General features: G+C 63.0%; 17 protein-coding genes. 10 read left to right on the top strand and 7 right to left on the bottom strand.

Features of this window, described 5'->3' with window-relative positions; translation table 11 throughout:
* The first annotated feature begins 207 nt into the window (after nt 1–207).
* Together NKK47_RS12570 and NKK47_RS12565 are read left to right on the top strand one after the other, a co-directional pair.
* A complete protein-coding gene (locus tag NKK47_RS12570) occupies nt 208–657 on the top strand; it encodes a hypothetical protein (RefSeq protein WP_352572214.1) in 450 nt (149 codons plus the stop codon).
* Between the two features lie 181 nt (nt 658–838).
* A complete protein-coding gene (locus NKK47_RS12565) occupies nt 839–1180 on the top strand; it encodes a hypothetical protein (RefSeq protein ID WP_292663955.1) in 342 nt (113 codons plus the stop codon).
* Nucleotides 1181–1244: 64 nt separating this feature from the next.
* Here the strand turns inward: NKK47_RS12565 and ggt are convergent, their stop codons facing one another.
* The 3 genes from ggt to NKK47_RS12550 form a co-directional block, all read right to left on the bottom strand.
* Nucleotides 1245–2981, bottom strand: a complete 1737-nt coding sequence (gene ggt, locus NKK47_RS12560; RefSeq protein WP_023677383.1) for a gamma-glutamyltransferase — start codon at nt 2979–2981, stop codon at nt 1245–1247.
* 573 nt (nt 2982–3554) lie between these two features.
* Nucleotides 3555–4847 (bottom strand): L-rhamnose catabolism isomerase, encoded by a 1293-nt coding sequence (rhaI, locus tag NKK47_RS12555; protein WP_023677382.1) that lies wholly within the window; start codon nt 4845–4847, stop codon nt 3555–3557.
* 125 nt (nt 4848–4972) lie between these two features.
* Complete coding sequence (locus NKK47_RS12550; RefSeq protein ID WP_023677381.1) at nt 4973–7075, bottom strand: bifunctional rhamnulose-1-phosphate aldolase/short-chain dehydrogenase; 2103 nt, start codon at nt 7073–7075, stop codon at nt 4973–4975.
* 187 nt (nt 7076–7262) lie between these two features.
* Here NKK47_RS12550 and NKK47_RS12545 point away from each other — a divergent pair, with 187 nt between their 5' ends.
* From NKK47_RS12545 to NKK47_RS12515, 7 genes are all read left to right on the top strand, one after another.
* Nucleotides 7263–8072: a DeoR/GlpR family DNA-binding transcription regulator gene (locus tag NKK47_RS12545; RefSeq protein ID WP_023677380.1), complete on the top strand. Its 810-nt coding sequence runs from the start codon at nt 7263–7265 to the stop codon at nt 8070–8072.
* Between the two features lie 55 nt (nt 8073–8127).
* Nucleotides 8128–9123, top strand: coding sequence for a rhamnose ABC transporter substrate-binding protein (rhaS, locus tag NKK47_RS12540; protein WP_352448664.1), 996 nt, complete (start codon nt 8128–8130; stop codon nt 9121–9123).
* A gap of 83 nt (nt 9124–9206) precedes the next feature.
* Complete coding sequence (locus NKK47_RS12535; RefSeq protein WP_352577017.1) at nt 9207–10748, top strand: sugar ABC transporter ATP-binding protein; 1542 nt, start codon at nt 9207–9209, stop codon at nt 10746–10748.
* Nucleotides 10745–11722 (top strand): ABC transporter permease, encoded by a 978-nt coding sequence (locus NKK47_RS12530; RefSeq protein ID WP_352577015.1) that lies wholly within the window; start codon nt 10745–10747, stop codon nt 11720–11722. Before NKK47_RS12535 ends, NKK47_RS12530 begins: the two co-directional genes overlap by 4 nt.
* Nucleotides 11719–12720, top strand: coding sequence for an ABC transporter permease (locus NKK47_RS12525; protein ID WP_352577013.1), 1002 nt, complete (start codon nt 11719–11721; stop codon nt 12718–12720). The genes NKK47_RS12530 and NKK47_RS12525 overlap by 4 nt, the downstream gene beginning before the upstream one ends.
* Nucleotides 12720–13037, top strand: a complete 318-nt coding sequence (gene rhaM, locus NKK47_RS12520) for an L-rhamnose mutarotase (protein WP_352577011.1) — start codon at nt 12720–12722, stop codon at nt 13035–13037. Before NKK47_RS12525 ends, rhaM begins: the two co-directional genes overlap by 1 nt.
* Complete coding sequence (locus tag NKK47_RS12515; RefSeq protein ID WP_352577010.1) at nt 13034–14404, top strand: FGGY-family carbohydrate kinase; 1371 nt, start codon at nt 13034–13036, stop codon at nt 14402–14404. The genes rhaM and NKK47_RS12515 overlap by 4 nt, the downstream gene beginning before the upstream one ends.
* 36 nt (nt 14405–14440) lie before the next feature.
* On the opposite strand, the gene NKK47_RS12510 is transcribed toward NKK47_RS12515, so the two are convergent.
* Together NKK47_RS12510 and galE are read right to left on the bottom strand one after the other, a co-directional pair.
* Entirely contained in the window at nt 14441–15691 is a 1251-nt protein-coding gene (locus tag NKK47_RS12510) for a D-amino acid dehydrogenase (protein ID WP_352577008.1), read from the bottom strand.
* Nucleotides 15692–15732: 41 nt separating this feature from the next.
* Nucleotides 15733–16728 (bottom strand): UDP-glucose 4-epimerase GalE, encoded by a 996-nt coding sequence (galE, locus tag NKK47_RS12505; RefSeq protein ID WP_352577006.1) that lies wholly within the window; start codon nt 16726–16728, stop codon nt 15733–15735.
* Between the two features lie 265 nt (nt 16729–16993).
* Between galE and hemA the strand changes: the two genes are divergently transcribed.
* Entirely contained in the window at nt 16994–18271 is a 1278-nt protein-coding gene (hemA, locus tag NKK47_RS12500; protein WP_352448656.1) for a 5-aminolevulinate synthase, read from the top strand.
* A 146-nt stretch (nt 18272–18417) separates the two neighbouring features.
* Here the strand turns inward: hemA and NKK47_RS12495 are convergent, their stop codons facing one another.
* Nucleotides 18418–19584, bottom strand: a complete 1167-nt coding sequence (locus NKK47_RS12495; RefSeq protein WP_352577004.1) for a pyridoxal phosphate-dependent aminotransferase — start codon at nt 19582–19584, stop codon at nt 18418–18420.
* Nucleotides 19585–19693: 109 nt separating this feature from the next.
* On the bottom strand, nt 19694–20116 hold the full coding sequence (gene mscL / locus NKK47_RS12490) for a large conductance mechanosensitive channel protein MscL (protein ID WP_352577002.1): 423 nt from the start codon (nt 20114–20116) through the stop codon (nt 19694–19696).
* Nucleotides 20117–20186 lie beyond the last annotated feature (70 nt).

The raw sequence follows: 20186 nt of genomic DNA, 5'->3' as shown, positions 1-20186 counted from the left end.
CCTCGGTCCACACCCCCCCCGTGGGGGTCCACCCCGCCCCCCCAATCTCGGTAAACACAATCTCGGCCCGTTAAAGCGGGGGCTGTCGCCGCCCGCCGCGCGTAATTGCGGGGCGGGCGACGTATGCGTTAGGCGGTTCCTCGGCGTCGTCGCTCAGCAGGAACCCGCCGTACCGTCGAGGGCCGGGGGGCCTCACAGGCAGTTTCAATGCGAACAATCAGCAGACTTTTTGATTCCCATGACCAGGCGGCGCGAGCCGTCGAAGCACTTCAGGCGGCAGGGATCGCCCGCCACGAAATCAGTGTCATCGGACCCTACGATGACGAAATCGGCGCCGTCTTGCGCGGTCCAGGCACCGGTGCCGCCCTTGGCGCGGCGGCGGGTTTGTTGGCCGGCCTCGGCGCCTTTGATATCCCCGGCATCGATCCCCTCGGCGCGGGATGGCTGGCATCGGCCTTCGTCGGTGCAGCCTTGGGCTGCGTTGCCGGCAGACTTTTCGACACATTGTCCGGTACCGGCAAGCAGCTAGGCCAGCCGGATGCCGCACAAGGTGTGATCCTGGTGCTGGCGCATGTCGATGAAAGGCAGGCCGACACCGCACAGGCGGTGCTTGGGGCTTCCGTTCAGGCGACGCGGTCTTTGGCCAGGGCGGCATGAAGATTCAGCTCGGGCAAAGCGCTTGACCAGGCCGCGCAGCGGGGCGGCGATCCAAGCGCGAATTCAAAAATCTCTGGCAAGCCGCCGCCAGAAAGTGTTGAACACCGTGCCGATCACATTCGGCGAGCGGTTGCGCTCGGCGAGGCTTGATGATTTGCTGTCGGTTTGCGGAGAACGAATAATGCATGAGCCTGTCGGTCAAGACGAATATGGGTCGACCAGCCCGTTCGATCCGGACGATCTGTCGAGGTTGAACGCAATCGGCCCGAGCGCCGGCAGCAACGATTTCGAAAAATACGCAGTCGCCGTGATCATCGTGTTCGGCGCCCTGATCATCGGTGGCCTGATGGCTGCCGGCTTGAGCTTCGGGCGCCGCAGCACCTTCTTTTTCGCGCTTGGTGGCGCCACCGCGGCATGGATATCCGGCAATGCACTTCTGCTCGACCGGCCGCGCATCTACGCCCTGTTCGTCGGCATCGCGGCGCTGATGCTGATAGCGTCGACGATCGCGCTGGTCACCTGAAGCAAGGCGCAATCTTCTTGTTGACCATGATCTTATCCGAAAACCGGTTCCCACTTTTTGGGGTTTAATACCCGATAGCCTTGCCGGCTGCGGCGCGGCTGTCGATGGCGCCATTGTAGCGGGCGCCGCCACCCTTCTCGATTTCCGCCAGGCTCTTGCCGCCGACCAGGATGCCGGCCGCCTGGCCCCAGGTCGTGTCGGCAAGATCGAGGCGGTAGCCCATGCCGGTAAGCAGCTTTTCGGTATCGGGCGACAGGCCGAAGGGTTCGATATAGACCGTGTCAGGCAGCCACTGGTGATGGATGCGCGGTGCGTCGATGGCCTCCTGGATGTTCATGCCGTGATCGACGACGTTGACGATCGCCTCCAGCGTGATGGTGATGATGCGTGAACCGCCGGGGCTGCCGATGACCATGAACGGCTTGCCGTCTTTGGCGAGGATGGTGGGGCTCATCGACGACAGCGGCGTCTTTTTCGGCGCAATCGCATTCGCCTCGCCCTGGACGAGGCCATAGAGATTGGGCACGCCGGGTTTCTGGGTGAAATCGTCCATCTCGTTGTTGAGCAGGATGCCGGTGCCGGCGGCGACAACGCCGGCGCCGAAAGAGCCGTTCAGCGTGTAGGTTACCGCGACGGCATTGCCGTCATTGTCGATGATCGAAAAATGCGTCGTCTCGTTGCTCTCGCCAAAGCCCTTCGGCATCAATTCCTGCGAGACGCCGGCCCGGAACGGATCGATCTTTTCGCGAATTTCCCTGGCGTAATTCTTGTCGAGCAGTTTTGCGACCGGATTGTCGATGAAGCCGGGATCGCCGAGCGCCGAATTGCGGTCGACATAGGCGTGGCGCATCGCCTCGACCATGACGTGAACCGTCTCGGCCGAACCGGCGCCGAGATAGGACAACGGATAGAACTCAAGCACGTTGAGGATCTCGCAGATGATGACGCCGCCGGAGCTCGGCGGCGGCGAGGAAATGATCTCGTAGCCGCGGTAATTGCAGGTCGCCGGCTTGAGCTCGCGCACCGCATAGTTTTCGAAATCAGCCCTGGCCAGAATGCCGCCCTTCTCGCCACTCGCCTTGACGATGGCGTCGGCGGTCGCGCCTTTGTAGAAGGCATCCGCCCCGCGTTCGGAAATGGCGGCAAGCGAAGCCGCGAGATCGGGCTGAACAAGGCGCTCGCCGACAGCATAAGGCTTGCCGTCCGGCTTGAGGAAAATGGCCGCCGCCGCTGGGTCCCTGGCCAACCGCTCCGCGCCGCCCTGGAGCGAGGCCGCATCGCCCTGCTCCAGCACGAAGCCTTCTTTGGCAAAGCGGATGGCCGGCGCCAGCAAGTCCTGCCGCGACAGCGTGCCGTATTTCTCCCGCGCCATTTCGAAACCAGCGACCGAGCCCGGCACGCCGACCGCCAGATAGCCGTCGAGACTGGCGCCTTTTACCGGCTTGCCGTCCTTGTCGAGATACATGGTTTTGGTCGCGGCCAGCGGCGCGCGCTCGCGAAAATCGAGGAAGGTCGAGCGGCCGTCCTTGAAGCGGATGGTCATGAAGCCGCCACCGCCGATATTGCCGGCGGTCGGATAGACCACGGCCAGCGCATAGCCGACGGCGACGGCGGCATCGACCGCGTTGCCGCCCTGCTTCAGCACCTCGACGCCGACCTCAGACGCAAGGTGCTGGGCGGTCACCACCATGCCGTGCTCGCCCTTCGCCGGCTGCGGCGAGGCGGCATAGGCGAGGAAGGGTACGAAGGTCAGGGTGAGGGAAAGGCTTACGGCGATTAGGGTTCGGCGGGTGTTGTGCATGGCCGTCCTCCGAGGCGTGGGGTAGGCCTAGGAAACGCGCTTGGAGCGGTTGAGTCTACTGCGAAGATCGAAAGAATCGGGAGGGTTCGCACGCCTGTGCCGGTTCGCCTCGCAACCGCCGTTGCAATCTTCGGCGACTGCAACGGCATGGATCCTAGGGTCTCCGCTACGTCGCTTCGCTCCTGCTCCGCCCTAGGATGACGAAGGGAGGGAGGGATCGGCTAATCCCGAAAGTTTGCGATTTGCCAGCAGCCGCCAGCCTGCAACGTTTGCCATTGCCATCAGCCGCCAATCCCCAACATCTGCGATTAGCTGTAGGCCCTCACGCCTTCGTCATCCTAGGGCGGAGCAGGAGCGAAGCGACGTCGCGGAGACCCTAGGATCCATGCCGTTACTTCTGAGCGCCGCAGCGTTGGAAACAAGGCCACGCTTCATCGCGGCTCCCAGAATTTTCACGTTACAGCAATTTTGTTCTTGCTTTGTGCCGGCAGCTATGCTACTAATTTGAGTGTGGTGCTAATTGGCTCCAACGACCCGCCCTTCGTGGCGGATTTTTCATTTTCACCCCCAACATCAAACAATCCCGCCGCCGACGCTCGCCACCGCCGGCCGTTCGGCTGCGACCTTCGCTCGGTAGCCGGCGGCGCGGTAGGCGGCGACCGGATCGATGGCGCCGCCGGTCTTCAGCCGCGCCATGGCAAGGATCGGCTCGACGTCGGTGCGATAGGCTATCTTCAGCGTCTGCGTCGCCATCAGCGCGTCATTGGCGTCCTGGAAACCTTCGAGCGCCTTGCGGTCGACCAGCAGCGCCTGAGCATAGGCGCGCTGCACCTCAATTGCCGACAGCATCAGGCTTTCGATCGGGTCGGTGACGTTGTGGCTCTGGTCGAGCATGTGAGCCGGATCGAACCCTTCTGCACCTGAAAGCTCGGCATCGACCAGTTCATTGAAGACGAGGAACAGCCGGTAGGGATCGATCGAGCCGGCGTCGAGATCGTCGTCGCCGTATTTCGAATCGTTGAAATGGAAGCCGCCAAGTTTCTTGAACTGGATCAGTCGCGACACGATCATCTCGATGTTGACGTTGGGGGCGTGATGGCCAAGGTCGACCAGACAGAACGCCTTGTCGCCAAGCTCTTTGGCGATGATGTAGTTGGTGCCCCAATCCTGCACGACGGTCGAATAGAAGGCCGGCTCGTACATCTTGTGCTCGGTGAACAGTTTCCAGCCGTCCGGCAGTCCGGCATAGATCTCCTTCATCGCGTCGAGATAGCGCTCGAATGCCTTGGCGAAATTGACCTGGCCGGGAAAGTTCGAGCCGTCACCGATCCATACCGTCAGCGCTTTGGAGCCCAGCGTCCTGCCGATCTCGATGCATTCGAGATTGTGCTCGACCGCCTGCCGGCGTGTTGCTGCATCGGCATGCGACAGCGAGCCGAATTTATAGGAAAGTTTTTGGTCCCTGGCGTCGGAGAAGGTGTTGGAGTTGATGGCGTCGAAGCCGAGGCCGAAGCGGGATGCCGCCTGCTTCAGCCGGTTCGGATCGGCCTTGTCCCAGGGAATATGCAGCGAGACGGTCGGCGTCGCCTGCGTCAATTGCCGGATGACGGCGCAGTCCTCGATCTTGTCGAAAATGTCACGCGGCTCTCCGGCGCCGGGAAAGCGGGCAAAGCGGGTGCCGCCGGTGCCGACGCCCCAGGACGGGATGGCGACGGCGAATTTCTCGACCTTGTCGCGGATGGCGTCGATGGCGATGCCGCGGCGGTCGAGGCGCTCGCCGAGAGACTCGTAGTCGCGCTTGAGATTGGCGTTGCGCGCGGCATTGTCTTTCTCGACAACATCGGCGGAGATGATGGTTTCGGACACTAAAGTTTCCTCCCAAATGCGTTCGGTTGGCGCTGCCCCTCATCCGCCTGCCGGCACCTTCTCCCCGTATGGTGACGGGGAGAAGGGTAAAGCTCCGGCGTCGGCGCCAACCCTCAAACGACTGCTTATCGCGTAAAGCTCTGTGCGTTGCCGGCGTCGACGTTGATGATGTTGCCGGTCGATTTGGCCGACATATCGGAGGCGAAGAAATAGATCGCCTCGGCGATGTCTTCGGGGAACACCGACCGCTTCAGCATCGAACGCGAGCGGTAGTGCTCCTCGAGATCGTCGGTCGACATCTTGTAGGCGGCGGCGCGCTGTTCCTTCCATTCGCCGGTCCAGATCTTCGAGCCGCGCAGCACAGCGTCGGGGTTGACGACATTGACCCTGATCTGCGCTTCCGCGCCTTCCAGCGCCAGGCAGCGTGCCAGATGGATTTCGGCGGCCTTGGCAGTGCAATAGGCGGCGGCGTTTGGCGATGCGGCAAGCCCATTCTTGGAGGCGACGAAGACGACGTTGCCGCCGATCTTCTGCGCCCGAAACAGCCGGAACGCCTCCCGCGAAACCAGGAAATAGCCGGTCGACAGGATGTCCATGTTCTTGTTCCACAGCGTCAGCGTGGTGTCCTCGATCGGCGCCGAGGAGGCCAGGCCGGCATTGGAGACCAGAATATCGATGCCGCCGAATTCGACCGCCGTTTCGGCAAAGCCGGAGATCACCTGATCCTCGGACGTGACGTTGATGACTACGGGCCGCACGAAATCCTTGCCATAGGCCTTGGCAAGCTCGTCATTGGCGCTGGCAAGGGCTGCTTCGTCGATATCGGCCAGCACGACGCACGCGCCCTCGCGCAGCAGCCGGTTGGCGGTGGCCCGGCCGATGCCGCCGGCGCCGCCGGTGACCAGCGCAATCTGGCCGGCAAGAGCCTTTGGTTTCGGCAGACGCTGCAGCTTTGCCTCTTCGAGCAGCCAGTATTCGATGTCGAAGGCTTCCTGGTCGGGCAGGCCGACATAGGTCGAGACCGTCGAGGCGCCGCGCATGACGTTGATGGCGTTGACGTAGAATTCGCCCGAAATGCGCGCCGTCGCCTTGTCGCCGGCGAAGGTGAACATGCCGACGCCCGGCATCAGATAGACCACCGCGTTAGGGTCGCGCACCGGAGGCGAGTCAGCGTGCTTGCAGCGGTCATAATAGGCCTGATAGCCGACGCGATACTCCGCCACATCATCGGCAAGACGGGCAATGACGGCATCGACGTCGGGATTTTGGGGGTCGAACTCGATGACCAGCGGCCGGATCTTGGTGCGCAGGAAGTGGTCCGGGCAGGACGTGCCGAGTGCCGCCAGCGGCCGCAAATCCCTGGAATTGACGAATTCGAGCACGGCAGGGGAATCGTCGAAATGGCCGAGCTTGTGGCTGTTCTCCGAGATCAGGCCACGGATCCTCGGCATCAGTTTTGCGGCCACGGCGCGACGCGCAGGCGCATCGAGGGATTTGACGACTTCGCCGCCGAAAATCGGCTTGCCATGGCTCTTGCGCTCGAACCAGTCGATCGCCTGGTTGATCACCGAGATCGTCGTCTCGTAGCATTCCTTCGGCGTGTCGCCCCAGCTGAACAGGCCATGACTGGCCAGTACGACACCCTTGGCTTCGGGGTTTTCGCGGCAGAATTTCTCCAGCCATAGGCCGAGCTCGAAGCCCGGACGTTTCCATGGCAGCCAGCCGATCGTGTCGCCGAAGATTTCCTTGGTCAGCGCCTGCGAATCCTTGGCGGCGGCAATGGCGATGATGGCATCGGGATGCATATGGTCGACATAGGGCTTCGGCACGAAGGCATGCAGCGGCGTGTCGATGGAAGCCGCGCGCGGGTTGAGGTTGAAGGTGCAATGGGGCAGATAGCCGACCATCTCGTCTTCATGTTCGAGGCCGCGATAGAGACCTTTCAGCGCGCGCAATTTGTCCATGTAGAGCGTGGCGAAGCCGTCGAGCTTGATCGAGGCGCTGTCGCCGCCCGAGCCCTTGACCCACAGCACTTCCACGCTCTCGCCGGTGAGCGGATCGTTTTGCCAGATCTTGGAGGAGGTGTTGCCGCCGCCATAGTTGGTGACGCGCTTGTCGGAGCCAAGAACATTCGAGCGATAGACCAGACGTTCGGGCTCGCTCATTGCTTGCGCTTTTGCGTCATCCCAAAGATTGGCGAGGCGCGTGCCGGAGCGCTTGTCGAGCATAGGTATCCTCCCTTTGGGACACGCAAACGGCGCGGGTCCCTTTTGTACGAATTTCTACGCAAGCGGCGGCCTTGTCAATCACAAACGATCAATATCAGTCATATTGCAATGCACAATGAAATTATCTGATCGGAAATGATTGACACTGCGCGCTTTGGGTGACTAGATGCTCCGGCAGGGAGGAACCATGCACGAGAAAGAGCGCCACAGGATCATTCTGTCCGCCGTCCAGGAAAAGCCTGTGGTGACGGTGCAGGAGATGGTCGACCTGACGGAGTCGTCGGAGGCGACGATCCGGCGCGACATCGCGGCATTGCATGTGCAAAAACGGCTGCGCCGGGTGCGCGGCGGCGCCGAGGCGCTTTCGCCGCCGCAGTTCATCGGCCTTGCCGGCCGGCCCTTTTCCGTCAACGAGACCATCAACGCTTCGCAGAAGCGGGCAATCGCGCGGGAAGCCGTGGATCTGTGCAAGGACGGCGAGCCGATCATCATCAATGGCGGCACCACCACCTTCCAGATGGTGCATTTCCTGACCGGCCGCCGCATGCCGATCTTCACCAATTCCTTCCCGATCGCGGAGCACTTGCTCAGGCACTCCAAGAACACGGTGATGCTGTCGGGCGGCACCATCTACCGCGAGCAGAACATCATCCTGTCGCCGTTCGACAATGACGTGACGCGCAATTTCTACGCGCGCCGCATGTTCATGGGCGCGCAAGGGCTGGGGCCGCTCGGTCTTATGGAAGGCGACCCGCTGCTGATCCAGGCCGAGCAGAAACTGATCGACCAGGCAGACGAATTGGTGGTGCTGGTCGATTCCTCGAAGTTCCGCAAACGCTCGAGCCTGATCCTGTGCGGCCTGTCGCGCATCGCCACGGTGATCACCGACGACGCCATCGAGGATCGCGAAGCCAAGATGCTGGAGACCGCCGGCGTGACGCTGATCATCGCCCGCACAACGGCAACCAACAAGGAAGAATCTTCGCTGCAGGCCTGAGAACCACTCACGCCCGCAGCGGCGATGGAATGCAACGCTCAAGGGAGGATATTCGATGAGCTTTCTGAAGAAATTGATGGTTACGGCGGCGTTCTCCGCCGCCATGTTCGTGAATGCCGCCTACGCCGAAAACGTCAAGATCGCGCTGGTGGTGAAGTCGCTCGGCAACGGCTTCTTCGACGCCGCCAACAAGGGCGCCGAAGAGGCGGCCAAGGAGCTCGGCGATGTCGATATCATCTACACCGGCCCGACCAAGGCGACCGCCGAAGCGCAGATCGAAGTGGTCAATTCGCTGATCGCCCAGAAGGTCAATGCCATCGCCATTTCGGCGAACGACGCCGACGCGCTGGTGCCAGTGCTGAAGAAGGCGATGCAGCGCGGCATTACCGTCATCTCGTGGGATTCAGGCGTCGCGCCGGAAGGACGCCAGCTTCACCTCAACCCCTCCGATACCAACCTGATCGGTGAGACCATCATCAAGCTGGCCGCCGACTACCTGCCGGAAGGCGGCGATGTCGCCATCCTGTCGGCTTCTTCGACCGCGACCAACCAGAATGCCTGGATCGACGCGGCCAAGAAGGTGCTGCCGGAGAAGTTCCCCAAGATCAAGCTCGTCGCCACCGTCTATGGCGACGACGACTCGGCCAAGAGCACGGACGAAGCCAAGGGCCTGCTGAAGTCCTATCCGAACCTCAAGGCGATCATCGCACCGACCACGGTCGGCGTCGTTGCCGCCGCGCAGGTGGTGACCGATGAAGGCCTGATCGGCAAGGTCAACGTCACCGGCCTGGCGCTGCCGTCGGAGTTCAAGAAGTTCATCGACAATGGCGCCAGCCAGGCGGTTGCGCTGTGGAACCCGATCGATCTCGGCTACTCCGCCGTCTACCTCGCCCACGACCTGGCGGTGAAGAAGGAAGAGGCCAAGCCCGGTGCTACGCTGTCGATCGGCCGCGTCGGCAAGGTCACGCTCGACGACACCAACTCGGCTGCGATGGCTCCGCCCTTCCAGTTCGACAAGTCGAACATCGAAAAGTTCTCCAAGATCTATTGATCCTGGAACCTTCGAAACGGTGCGGCGGGGCTCAGGTTCCGCCGCGCTTTCAAACGAACCTTGCTACAGGGCTTGATACGATTATGGACACGACAGCCCAGCACGAAGTGGCAAATGAAGCGCCTTTGTCATCCGGACCGCGCCTGACGCTGTCCGGCATCTCGAAAAGCTTTCCCGGCGTGCGGGCGCTGCACAATGTCGGCCTGTCGCTCTATCCCGGCCACGTAACCGCGCTGATCGGCGAAAACGGTGCCGGCAAGTCGACGCTGGTCAAGATCATGACCGGCATCTACCAGCCGGATGCTGGCACGATCAGCATCGACGGCCAGCCGGTCACACTGCCCAGCGCCCACGCCGCGTTCGGGCATGGCATCACCGCCATCCACCAGGAAACCGTGCTGTTCGACGACCTGACGGTGGCCGAAAACATCTTCCTCGGCCATGCGCCGCGCACGCGTTTCAAAACCATCGACTGGCGCACCATGCGCAAGAATGCCCGCGAGGTGCTCGACACGATGGGCGCCGGCCATATCGACGCCGACGCCAGGCTGAAGGATCTCGGCATTGCCAACAAGCACCTAGTCGCGGTTGCCCGCGCCATGTCCATCGACGCGCGGATCGTCATCATGGACGAGCCGACGGCAGCGCTTTCGATGAAGGAGATCGAAGAGCTTTTCCTGCTGATCGAATTCCTCAAGAGCGACGGCAAGGCGATCCTGTTCATCAGCCACAAATTCGATGAGATCTACCGCATCGCCGACCGCTATACCGTGTTCCGCGACGGCGAGATGGTCGGCGAAGGCCTGATCAAGGACGCCGGCCAGAGCCAGATCGTGCGCATGATGGTCGGCCGCTCGGTCGATCACATCTTTCCGCAGCGCAAGGCCGAGATCGGCGCGCCGGTGCTGGCCGTCTCCGGCCTGTCGCACCCGACCGAGTTCGACGACATAGGCTTCGAGCTGCACAGGGGCGAAATCCTCGGCTTCTACGGCCTTGTCGGCGCCGGGCGCAGCGAGGTGATGCAGGCGATATCAGGCATCACCCGCACCAGCGGCGGCACGATCACGCTGGAGGGTAAGGCAATCGCGCCGAAATCGGCGGCGGATTCGATCGACGCCGGCATCGTCTATGTGCCGGAGGAGCGCGGCAAGCAAGGCGTGGTGATCGGCCTGCCGATCTTCCAGAATGTCTCGCTGCCCTCGCTCAAACGGACATCCAAATCCGGCATATTGCGGCTGGCCGAAGAGTTCGCGCTGGCCCGCTCCTACACCGAGCGGCTCGATCTGCGCGCCTCCTCGCTCAGCCAGGACGTCGGCACGCTGTCGGGCGGCAACCAGCAGAAGATCGTCATCGCCAAATGGCTGGCGACCGCGCCCAAGGTGATCATCCTGGACGAGCCGACCAAGGGCATCGACATCGGCTCGAAGGCTGCCGTGCACGGCTTCATGGCCGAGCTCGTCGCGCAAGGCCTGTCGGTGATCATGGTGTCGTCCGAATTGCCGGAAATCCTCGGCATGTCGGACCGCGTCGTCGTTATGCGCGAGGGCCGCATTGCCGCGGTCTACGACAATAAAGGGCTCGACGCCGAAACCTTGGTCAGGACGGCAGCGGGGATCGCGGCATGAAGGCTCTTCTCAAATACCGCGAGGTCTGGCTGCTGGCGGCAATCGTCGCGCTGATCGGGCTGATCTCCACGCGGTTTCCAGGTTTTGCCGATCCGGCCAACCTGCGCCAGGTGTTCAACGACACGTCGATCCTGATGATCCTGGCGCTCGGCCAGATGGTCGTCATCCTGACCCGCTCGATCGACCTGTCGATGGCTTCAAATCTCTGCTTCACCGGCATGGTGGTGGCAATGCTGAACGCCGCGCATCCGGCGATCCCGATCCCGCTGCTGATCGTCATCGCACTTCTGGTCGGCCTGGTGCTCGGCGCCATCAACGGCCTGCTGGTATGGCGGCTGAACATTCCCTCGATCGTGGTAACGCTCGGCACCCTCACCATCTACCGCGGCGCCACGTTCGTCATTTCAGGCGGCGCCTGGGTCAACGCCGACCAGATGAGCGCTGATTTCATCGGGTTGCAGCGCGCGGCTTTCCTCGGCATTCCGGTACTGTCGTGGATCGCCCTGCTGGTTATTGCGCTGTTCTTCCTCGTGATGACGCGCACCGCGCTCGGCCGCTCGATCTATGCCATCGGCGTCAACCCGACCGCATCGGTCTATGCCGGCATCGATGTCGGCCGGACGAAATTCACCGTCTTCTGCATTTCGGGGATGATCGGCGGCCTCTGCGGCTATCTCTGGATTTCGCGCTACGTCATCGCCTCGGTCGAGGTCGCCAACGGCTATGAGCTCAACATCATCGCCGCCTGCGTCATCGGCGGCATCTCGATCGCCGGCGGCATCGGCTCGGTCGGCGGTGCGGTGCTCGGCGCGCTGTTCCTCGGCATCATCTCCAACGCGCTGCCGGTCATCAATATCTCGCCCTTCTGGCAGATGGCGATTTCAGGCAGCGCCATCATCCTGGCCGTGGTGCTCAACGCGCGCGGCGAACGCCGGCAAGGCCGCATCATTCTCAAAAAGGCGGAAGCGGCATGACCGACACCCCTGCCCCACGCCACATTCCCGATCGGCTCGACAAGCCTTTCACGTCGGCGATTTTCTCATGGGAGGCGCTGCTAATCGCGGTGGCCATCGCTATCTTTGCCGTCAACAGTTTTGCCTCGCCCTATTTCCTCGACCCATGGTCGCTCTCGGACCTGACCTTCAACTTCACCGAAAAGGCGCTGATCGCGCTGGCCATGGCGCTGCTGATCATCTCCGGCGAAATCGACCTGTCGGTGGCCGCCATCATCGCGCTGGCGTCAACAATGATGGGCATGGCGGTGCAGGCCGGCGCCGGCATGCCTGAACTGGTGGCAATCGGCCTCGTCGTCGGGCTCGGCTGCGGCGCCTTCAACGGACTGCTCGTCACCAGGCTCGGCTTGCCGTCGATCGTCGTCACCATCGGCACGATGAGCCTGTTTCGCGGCATTGCCTTCATCATCCTGGGCGACCAGGCCTACAAGGGCTATCCTGCGAGCTTCGCCTTCTTCGGCCAGGGCTATGTCTGGTGGGTGGTGTCGTTCGAACTGACGCTTTTCCTGATCGCGGCAGTCGTCTACTGGTTCCTTCTGCACCGGACGAGCTTCGGCCGCCGGGTCTTTGCCATCGGTAACAACCCGGTCGCGGCGCAGTTTTCCGGGGTGCGCGTCGGCCGTATCAAATTCATCCTGTTTTGCCTGACCGGCCTGATGGCGGGCATCGCCTCGGTGCTGATCACATCGCGGCTCGGCTCGACCCGGCCGTCGATCGCGCAAGGCTATGAATTGGAAGTCATCACCATGGTGGTGCTTGGTGGCGTCAGTATCCTGGGCGGGGCCGGCAGCATAGTGGGCGTCGTGCTCGCGGCCTTCATCATGGGGCTGGTGACCTTCGGCCTCGGCCTACTCAACGTGCCGGGGATCGTTATGTCGATCTTCATCGGCCTGCTGCTGATCATCGTCATCGCGCTGCCGATCCTGTGGCGCCGCGTGCGGCGGGAGCGCTTTGCCTGATGCCGGAGAAATACGCGTTCAAGATGAAGCTCAATCCGGGCATGAAGGCCGAATACAAGAGGCGCCACGACGACATCTGGCCGTCGCTGGTCGCGCTGCTCAAGCAGGCCGGTATCTCCGATTACTCGATCCATCTCGACGAAGAGACCAGCACCTTGTTCGGCGTGCTGTGGCGCCGTGACGACCATGGCATGGACGAATTGCCGAAGCATCCGGTGATGCAGCGTTGGTGGGCCGAGATGGCGGACATCATGGAGACCAAGCCGAACAACGAGCCGGTGGCGGTGCCGCTGGAAACAATGTTCCATATGGAATGACCCGCCACGTCGCCGTCATCGATATCGGCAAGACCAACGCCAAGGTGGCGCTGGTCGATCTTGCCGCAGCAAGCGAAGTCGCGCTGCGCAGGATGGTGAACGAGCCGGTTCGGCAAGGCCCATACCCGCACCATGACGTCGAGCGGTTATGGGCGTTTATCCTTGGCAGCCTGGCCGAGATCGATCGCGAGCAGCGCATCGATGCGATATCGATCACCACCCATGGCGCAACGGGCGTGCTGGTCGACGCATCAGGCGAACTGGCGCTGCCGGTGCTCGACTACGAATTCGACGGGCCGGATGCCCTTGCCGGGGACTATGACACGATCCGTCCGGCGTTCTCCGAGACCGGCACGCCGCGCCTGCCGGCCGGCCTCAATCTCGGCGCGCAGCTGTTCTGGCAGCAGAAGCGCTTTCCGGCGGATTTCGCCAGAACCGCCGCGATCCTGATGTATCCGCAATACTGGGCCTTGCGCCTGACCGGCGTCGCCGCCAGCGAGGCGACTTCGCTCGGCTGCCACACCGATCTGTGGAACCCCTGGAAAGCGGATTTTTCGTCGCTGGTCGACCGGCTGCAATGGCGCCGGCTAATGGCGCCGGTACGGCCGGCGAAGGACCGCCTCGGGCCGATCCTGCCCGCGCTTGCGACACGGACCGGGCTCGACCCGCAAACGCCGGTGTTTTGCGGCCTGCACGATTCCAACGCCTCGCTGCTGCCGCATCTCCTGTCCGACAGACCGCCTTTCTCCGTGGTCTCGACCGGCACCTGGGTGGTGTCGATGGCAGTCGGAGGCAACAAGATCGCGCTCGACCCGGCACGCGATACGCTGGTCAATGTCAACGCGCTCGGCGATCCCGTGCCGTCGGCGCGCTTCATGGGTGGCCGCGAGTTCTCCCTGCTGACCGAGGGCCAATCGGAGAACTGGACGGAAGACGATGTTGCCACGGTGCTAGCGCGCAAGACGTCCCTATTGCCCTCGACCCAACAGGGTTCGGGGCCGTTTCCGCATCACGCCGCATCATGGCTTAACGCGGACGGTATGAGCGTCGGCCAGCGCTTTGTCGCCATCTCGTTCTACCTGGCGCTGATGACCGCGACCTGCCTCGACCTGATCGGCGCGGACGGTCCCACCATCGTCGAAGGACCCTTCGCCCGCAACCGGCTGTTCACACGCATGCTGGCTGCGGCGGCGGCGCGCGCCGTCATTGCCTCCGAGGCTGCGACAGGCACCAGCATCGGCGCCGCCTTGCTGGCGTCGGACCAGGGGACACCGCAAGGCAGAGGCGAAAGGACCGAACCGTCGGCCGATCCACTCTGGACAAGTTACGTGCGCTCCTGGCGTTCGGCGGTCGACGAACGAGCCTGACCGCCGAGCTCATGACGCCCTGATGTCTGGAGATGCCTAGTTCCTGTAGAGCAATCCTTGCGGATCGATCTCCGGCTTGCGGCCGGCGACCACGTCAGCAAGGAATTTTCCCGAACCGCAGGCCATGGTCCAGCCGAGATGGCCGTGGCCGGTGTCGAGGTAGAGATTGTCGTACCGCGCCCGTCCGATGACCGGCACGGAGTTAGGCATCATCGGGCGAAGTCCAGCCCAGAGCTCAGCCTTGCTCTCGTCGAAAGCGCCGGGGAACAGGTCCTTGCCGGTGTTCAGGATCGAGTTGAAATCGCGTGGCTTGAACGTGCGGTCGAACCCGGTGAACTCCGCCGTCGAGGACATCCGCAGCCGATTTCCCAGCCTGGAATAGCCGATCAGCCGGTCCTCGTCGGCGCCACCCATGATCGGCCCCTTGCTTTCATCTTCCAGCGGAACAGTCACGGTATAGCCCTTCACGGGATAGACGGGCAGGTCGATGCCGTAGCGGCGGCCGAGCAGACCGCTCTCCGGCCCCATGGAAATGACCACCGCGTCACCGGCCACCGGGCCGGTCGAGGTCATCACGGCGCGCACCCGGTCGCCGTCGATGTCGAGGCCTTCGACCGTGGTGCCGTAGAGGAATTGGACGCCGAGTTTCTCGGCGGCATAGGCAGCGAGGTTCTGCGTGAATTGGCTGGAGTCGCCGGTCTGGTCGATCGGCGAATAGACGCCGCCGGCTATCTTGTCCTTGGCGCCGGCAAGGCCGGGCTCGAGCTCGACCAGCCGGTCGCGGCCGACGATCTCGATCGGCAGGCCGTGTTCGCCGAGATAGCGATAATTGTCGGTGCCGGTATCAAAGCTCTGCTGCGAGCGGAAGAAATAGAGAATTCCCTTCTTGCGCTCGTCATAGTGGATGCCGGTTTCGGCGGAGACGGCGTTGATGCAGTCGCGCGAATAGAGCGCCAGACGCAACTTGACGTCGGTGTTGGCGCGCATGCGCTTATGCGTGCACTGGCGCAGGAAGCGCAGGCTCCAGGCGAAAAAATACGGATCGAAGCGCAGCCGCACCTTGATGCCGAGATCGTGGTTATAGAGGCCGCGCAGGAACGTCTTCAGCGCGGCTGGCGAGGCCCAGGCGGTGGCGTCTCCGGGCGACACCAGGCCGGCATTCGACCGGCTGGTGCCGCGTGCCGCCGCCGGATGGCGCTCGATCACCGTCACCTCATGGCCGTCGCTGGCCAGATAATAGGCCGCCGCCGTACCGACGACGCCGGCCCCAAGCACCAGGATTTTCATTCCGCCCCCAGCGCTGAACCAACATTTGCGGAGAGCCCACTTCACCCCAGAGCCGAATTCTTGCTGGTCAGGATGCGCTCCCAGGCAAGCGCATCGGCAACGATCTGGTCGAGGTTGTCGCGCTGCGGGGTCCAGCCGAGCTCGCCGCGCGCCAGCTCCGAATTGGCGACGACCGCGGCGGCGTCGCCGGCGCGGCGATCGCCCATCCGTACCTCGAAATCATGGCCGAAGACGCGGCGGACGCTGTCGATGACCTCGAGCACCGAATAGCCGTGGCTGTAACCACAATTGGCGACCAGGCTCGATCCGCCGGCACGCAGCCGCTGAAGCGCCAGCCGATGCGCCGCCGCCAGGTCGCTGACGTGGATATAGTCGCGCATGCAGGTGCCGTCCGGCGTCGGATAGTCGGTGCCGAACACCTGCATGAAGGAGCGCTTGCCGAGCGCCGTCTCGCAGGCGACCTTGATCAGATGCGTGGCACCGGGCGTCGACTGGCCGGTGCGGCCCTTCGGATCGGCGCCGGCGACGTTGAAATAGCGCAGCGCCGTATAGCGCAACCCATGGGCAATCGCCGCGTCGCGCAGCATCCATTCGCTCATCAGCTTGGACAGGCCATAGGGCGATTCCGGCGCAAGCCGGGCATCCTCGCGCACCGGCTCCAGGCCGGCGCCGCCATAGACGGCGGCGGTCGAGGAAAAGATGAAATTGGGCACGCCTTCGCGCACAGCGGTCTCGATCAGGGTGCGCGTCTTGCAGGTGTTGTTCTCGTAATAGGCAAGCGGGTCGGCGACCGATTCGGGGACCACGATCGAGCCGGCGAAATGGATGATCGCGTCGACCTTATTGTCGCGAATGATCGAGGCGACCAGTTCCCTGTCGGCGACGTCGCCGACGACGAGCTTTGCTTCCGGGGCCACCGCCCATTCAAAGCCGGTGGAAAGCCGGTCGAGGACGACGACGTTGTCGCCCGTGTCCAGCAATTCCCAGACCATATGGCTACCGATATAGCCGGCACCGCCTGTCACCAAAACCGTCATCCGCATCCTCGCTATTCATGATTTGTCGGAACTGTCTCAATCGTCGCCTTACTGGAAAACCTGCCGCCAAGCCATTAGAACCTGCGGTAACCGGTCTCATCGGCGCGTGGCATTGTCGTGAAACAAGATTGATCCACATCAAGGGAATAGGCCACGTTCCGTGGTCGTTAGGAACAGGCTCGGGGCGTGGCATTTTGACCAAAAAGGCCAGGTGGACGATGAATGGGCCAATGACTATGATCCCGCGCAAAACTGGGAAGGCGACATGAACTATCAGCGGTTTTTCGAGGAAGCGATCGACCAGCTCCATGCGGAACGTCGCTACCGCGTCTTCGCCGACCTTGAGCGTATTGTCGGGAAATTCCCGCGCGCCATCTGGCGCGCCAATGGCCGCGCCGAGGAAATCACCGTCTGGTGCTCCAACGACTATCTCGGCATGGGCCAGCATCCCGACGTCATTGCCGCGTTCCAGAAGGCGGCAGGCAAGATGGGGTCGGGGGCCGGCGGCACCCGCAACATCTCCGGCACCAGCAACCCGCTGGTCGAGCTCGAACTGGAGCTGGCCGACCTGCACGACAAGGAAGCCGCACTGGTTTTCACCTCCGGCTTCGTTTCCAACGAGGCGTCGATCTCGACCATTGCAAAGCTGCTTCCCAATTGCCTGATCATCTCGGACGAGCTCAACCACGCTTCGATGATCGAGGGCGTGCGGCGCTCGGGCGCCGAGAAGAAGATCTTCCGCCATAACGACGTCGCGCATCTCGAAAGCCTGCTGCAGACGGCCGGCCGCGAGCGCGCCAAGCTGATTGTCTTCGAGAGCGTCTATTCGATGGACGGCGACATCGCGCCGATCAAGCAGATCGTCGACCTCGCCGAGCGCTACAACGCCATGACCTACATCGACGAGGTCCACGCCGTCGGCATGTACGGGCCGCGCGGCGGCGGCATCACCGAGCGCGAAGGGCTGGCCGACCGCATCGACATCATCGAGGGCACACTGGCCAAGGCGTTCGGCACGCTTGGCGGCTACATCGCCGGCAACACTGCGGTGATCGACGCGGTGCGCTCCTATGCGCCGGGCTTCATCTTCACCACGGCGTTGCCGCCGGCGATCGCTGCCGCGGCAACCACCTCGATCCGCCATCTCAAGCGCTCGCAGGCCGAGCGCGACGCGCAGCTGCGTCAGGCGACACGGACCAAGCAAGTGCTGGCCGCGGCCGGCCTGCCGGTGATGGAGTCGCCTACCCACATCGTGCCCCTTCTGGTCGGCGATCCCGAGCTCTGCAAGATGGCCAGCGACCGCCTGCTCGGTGTGCACGGCATCTACATCCAGCCGATCAACTACCCGACAGTGCCGCGCGGCACCGAGCGGCTGCGCATCACGCCTACACCGTTCCATTCGGACGCGTTGATTGCGTCCCTGCAGGACGCGCTGGTCGAGACATGGGATGCGTTGGGGATTCCCTACGGTTCGGCGGGCCGACCGTCGGTCGCCAAGAGCGACCGCGTCATTCCGCTGCTGGTGCCGAAGTCGGGCGGGTGAAGCCCGTTTGAAACTCTACTCCGGCGGCCATCTGACGCGGCTTTCTGCGCTTCTCGTGCGGACCCAAATGTCCGCTGCGCTCCGGTTCTCGACACCCACGCCAACTGTCTCGCTGGAGCGAGTTTCAACTCGGGCTTCGAGACAGCTCACACACTCGTCATCCATTTCGCCAGCCGGTGCGCGGCTTCTTCGAGCTGGTCGAGGCGGCGGTGGAAGCATAGCCTGAGGAAGGCTTCGCCGCCGGGGCCGAAGGCGGTGCCGGGAGCCAGGCCGACATTGGCGCGGTCGACCATGTCGAAGGCGGCAGCGCGGGAATCGGAGATGCCGTCGACCGCGAAGAACAGATAGAATGCGCCCTGCGGCACGGTGAACCGCGCCCTGCCGGTTTCGGCGAGAATGCCGCACACCAGGTCGCGCGCCGCCCTCGCCCGCTCCACCTGCTCGACGATGAAGGCGTCGCCCTCATCGAGGGCAACGACGGCGCCGCGCTGCATGAACTGCGCAACGCCGGAAGTCGAATACTGGACCAGGTTCTCGAACACCTGCTGCAAGGCGGGATGGATCTTGATCCAGCCGATGCGCCAGCCGGTCATCGCCCAGTTCTTGGAAAAGGAATTGACGAACAGGATGCGATCCTCATCGGCCATGATGTCGATGAAGGACGGCGCGCGACTATCGCCGTAATGAAACAGCGAGTAGATCTCGTCGGCGATGATCCACAGGCCCCTTTCGCGGGCGAGATCGAGGATCGCCTGCAGCGTCTCCTTGTCGGCGGTCCAGCCGGTCGGGTTGGACGGCGTGTTGACGAACAGCGCCTTGGTCCGTGGCGTGATCGCCGCTGCGATCTTGTCGACATCGCAAGACCAGCCATTGCCCGACTGATCGAGCGTGACCGCGACTGGAACAGCGCCCGCGACACCGGCGGCGGCGGCGAAGTTCGGCCATGCCGGCGACAGGTAGACGAGTTCGTCGCCCTTGCCGGCCACCGCATCGATGGCCATCTGGATGGCGTGCATGCCGGAGCCGGTGACGATGAATTCCTCGTTGGCGAAAGTCTTGCCGAAATGCCTGGTGTAGTAGCGGGCGAGCGCCTGCCTGAGTTCGGGAATGCCCCGCTGCCAGGTGTAGAAGGTCTCGCCGCCGGCGAGTGCCTTGGCGGCTGCATCGGTGATGAAGGCAGGCGTCGGCAGGTCGCCCTCGCCGGCCCAGAGCGGGATCATGCCGGCGCGGCCGCGGCCGCGGTTCATGACGGCGACAATGCCGCTTTCAGGCGCCGCCCGCGCTTCGGCGCGCAGAGTATCGATCAGGGTCATGGATGGGTCCGTTTTCGTTTGCTCGACTGCTAGCGTGTTTCAGGGCGGACGAAAACAGAAAACCCCGGCCGCAAGCGACCGGGGTTTTGGTCCAGAAAATTACCGCAGGCTACTTTCTGGCGAGGAGATCGCGAATTTCGGTGAGCAGCGCGACATCGGCCGGCGGCGGGGCAACCGGGGCGGCCGGTTTCTCGCGCTCCAGCCGCTGGCGCAGATTGTTCACCGCTTTGACCATCAGGAAGATGATGAAGGCGAGGATAAGGAAGTTCAGTGCCACGGTGATGAAGCTGCCATAGGCGAAGACCGCGCCCTGTTTCTTTGCGTCGGCCAGCGATGTGGCGTTGACGGCTGAAGACAAGGGCAGAAAGTAGTTGTTGAAGTCCAATCCGCCGAAAATCGCCCCGATAATCGGCATGATGATGTCGTTGACCAGCGAATCGACGATCTTGCTGAAGGCAGCGCCGATGATGACAGCGACGGCCAGGTCCATCACATTGCCCCTGGAAATGAATTCCTGAAACTCTTTCAGCATTCGACGCCTCCTTGTCCTGACCGGCCGTTCTGCCGCTCCTCCGGCATCGACCGGCGGGCAGAATAGCAAA

The sequence above is a fragment of the Mesorhizobium sp. M0019 genome (assembly GCF_040323975.1).
Classification (GTDB): Bacteria; Pseudomonadota; Alphaproteobacteria; order Rhizobiales; family Rhizobiaceae; genus Mesorhizobium.
Note: the sequence above shows the minus strand (reverse complement) of the source record. Positions and strands in the feature narration are given on the sequence as shown.

Excerpts from the sequence above, each read along its gene's own strand:
- NKK47_RS12545 (WP_023677380.1), top strand. The coding sequence starts at position 7,263 with ATGCACGAGAAAGAGCGCCACAGGATCATTCTGTCCGCCGTCCAGGAA.
- galE (WP_352577006.1), bottom strand. The coding sequence starts at position 16,728 with ATGACGGTTTTGGTGACAGGCGGTGCCGGCTATATCGGTAGCCATATG.
- mscL (WP_352577002.1), bottom strand. The coding sequence starts at position 20,116 with ATGCTGAAAGAGTTTCAGGAATTCATTTCCAGGGGCAATGTGATGGAC.
- NKK47_RS12535 (WP_352577017.1), top strand. The coding sequence starts at position 9,207 with ATGGACACGACAGCCCAGCACGAAGTGGCAAATGAAGCGCCTTTGTCA.
- NKK47_RS12550 (WP_023677381.1), bottom strand. The coding sequence starts at position 7,075 with ATGCTCGACAAGCGCTCCGGCACGCGCCTCGCCAATCTTTGGGATGAC.
- rhaS (WP_352448664.1), top strand. The coding sequence starts at position 8,128 with ATGAGCTTTCTGAAGAAATTGATGGTTACGGCGGCGTTCTCCGCCGCC.
- NKK47_RS12515 (WP_352577010.1), top strand. The coding sequence starts at position 13,034 with ATGACCCGCCACGTCGCCGTCATCGATATCGGCAAGACCAACGCCAAG.
- hemA (WP_352448656.1), top strand. The coding sequence starts at position 16,994 with ATGAACTATCAGCGGTTTTTCGAGGAAGCGATCGACCAGCTCCATGCG.
- ggt (WP_023677383.1), bottom strand. The coding sequence starts at position 2,981 with ATGCACAACACCCGCCGAACCCTAATCGCCGTAAGCCTTTCCCTCACC.
- NKK47_RS12525 (WP_352577013.1), top strand. The coding sequence starts at position 11,719 with ATGACCGACACCCCTGCCCCACGCCACATTCCCGATCGGCTCGACAAG.
- NKK47_RS12565 (WP_292663955.1), top strand. The coding sequence starts at position 839 with ATGCATGAGCCTGTCGGTCAAGACGAATATGGGTCGACCAGCCCGTTC.
- NKK47_RS12510 (WP_352577008.1), bottom strand. The coding sequence starts at position 15,691 with ATGAAAATCCTGGTGCTTGGGGCCGGCGTCGTCGGTACGGCGGCGGCC.
- NKK47_RS12530 (WP_352577015.1), top strand. The coding sequence starts at position 10,745 with ATGAAGGCTCTTCTCAAATACCGCGAGGTCTGGCTGCTGGCGGCAATC.
- rhaM (WP_352577011.1), top strand. The coding sequence starts at position 12,720 with ATGCCGGAGAAATACGCGTTCAAGATGAAGCTCAATCCGGGCATGAAG.
- NKK47_RS12570 (WP_352572214.1), top strand. The coding sequence starts at position 208 with ATGCGAACAATCAGCAGACTTTTTGATTCCCATGACCAGGCGGCGCGA.
- NKK47_RS12495 (WP_352577004.1), bottom strand. The coding sequence starts at position 19,584 with ATGACCCTGATCGATACTCTGCGCGCCGAAGCGCGGGCGGCGCCTGAA.